1 protein-coding gene is annotated in these 1,622 nt (G+C 59.2%); it reads right to left on the bottom strand.

All coding sequences use genetic code 11. The features are described 5' to 3' along the window. Positions 1-421: 421 nt before the first annotated feature. Positions 422-1,462 carry an IS110 family RNA-guided transposase gene (locus tag ACXAJT_RS27555; RefSeq protein ID WP_475242202.1) on the bottom strand — a complete coding sequence of 347 codons (1,041 nt, stop codon included), beginning with the start codon at positions 1,460-1,462 and terminating at the stop codon, positions 422-424. Between the last annotated feature and the right edge of the window lie 160 nt (positions 1,463-1,622).

Here is a 1,622-nt window from a genome sequence, read left to right as displayed (position 1 = left end):
AGGCCTTCTGTAATGGGGCGTCCTATGTCAACTGAGAACTTAGAACGCCATGGCATCGCGGTACGAGATTATCATACGGCGGCCTAGGCGAGTTTCTCGCCATCGAGATGCATGTCGGTGCAATGTGGGTCGTTGGGCTGTTCAACTGATGAGAGGTTGGAGGCAGCCAAAGGTATTCCCGTACCGGGATGATGCTTCTGTCCGTAGTCAGCGTCGTAGCTGCCACATCATGCCTGGTTCAAATGCGGTTCCCGTGTGCCTATCTGACACGCGCACTCAGACAGCTGGTATCTGGCGACAAGGCCTCTGCCGGCATCATCGGGGACCGCGTCCCGGCTTGGGACCTCGGTAGCCCACGCTCTCTGGCGCGGCTGAACTCTCCTAATGATAAACTCCCTAGTCTCAACTGAGCCGTCGACGCCTACGCCGGCGATTTTGCCATTGTCTCGGCGCGTGTGAAACGAAAGTCAGTGGCATCACGCCACATGCGGTGAAGCACCACCCCGATCCGCCGGGCCAAGGCGATCGTCGCGCGCTTTTTTCCGCGCCGCTGCGCAACACGCAATGCCCAAGCGGTCAGCCAGTTGGTTCTTCCACGGCTCAGCATCACTGTCGCGGCTTGGCAGAGAGCGGTACGCAAACTAGCGTCTCCCGCTCTTGTAATCTGGCCGACGATATCCCGCTCACCGGATTGCTCGCGCCGCGGTGTCAATCCCGCCCAGGGGCCGACATCCTTCGAGGAGCGGAACCGGTCCGCATCGTCGATGGCCGACTTCACGGTAAGCGCGACGATGGCTCCGACCCCGGGCATTGTCATCATCAGACGGCAGATGGGGTCCGATTTGGCATGATCCTTGGCCAGCTTTTCCAGTTTTACCAATTCTATCCGTAGTGCCTCACGGGCTATCAGGATCGGGCCCGCTGCCGCTTCTAGCATGGGATTGCCATCGGTCAGTTCGCGAACCCGTTCGTCGAAACGTCCTTTCGAAATCCTGCCCATCTTCAGCCCGAAGTTGCGCAGCACGCCCCGCATCGACAGTTCAATGTTGATGATGGCCTGCTGGATCGATTTTCGCATCGTCAGTACCGCGCGTATTTCCTGCGCCGATACCGACTTGCAATGGACCGGCCGGAACCATCCCATTTGCAGAAGCCGCGCGATCCCTTCCGCATCCCGACGGTCGGTCTTGATCGGCATCGCTTTCAAGGCCCCCTTCACCTGACGAGTTTCCATGAGAACTGTATCGAACCCGGCTTCCGTTAGATGCCTGTGCAGCCATTGCGATAGCGGCCCGGCCTCGAGACCCACGACCACCACGCTGCCCGAGAGTTCGCGCAACGCAGCGACCAACTCCTCCGGTTCGCTGGCCGACGTCCTTTCTTTGACCACCTTCCCGTGCACCGTCAGCACGCATATCGCTGTACTTGTCAGAGAGACGTCCAAACCGATAAACAAGTCCATGTCGTTGCCCTTTCGTTTGATAGCGACTTGGGGGCGTGCCGCACAGCAAGACCCCGTAAACACGCAATGCTTGCGTGCCAGGGGCAACGACACTTCAACGCCAACCGTTCAGCAAGTCACTACGGCGGTGTTCCTTGGCGAGCCCCATTACGGCATCTGA

The sequence above is a fragment of the Salipiger sp. ABF4_146 genome, from assembly GCF_056161345.1.
The sequence above is the reverse complement of the archived record's forward strand: the minus strand, read 5'-3'. Positions and strand labels throughout refer to the sequence as shown.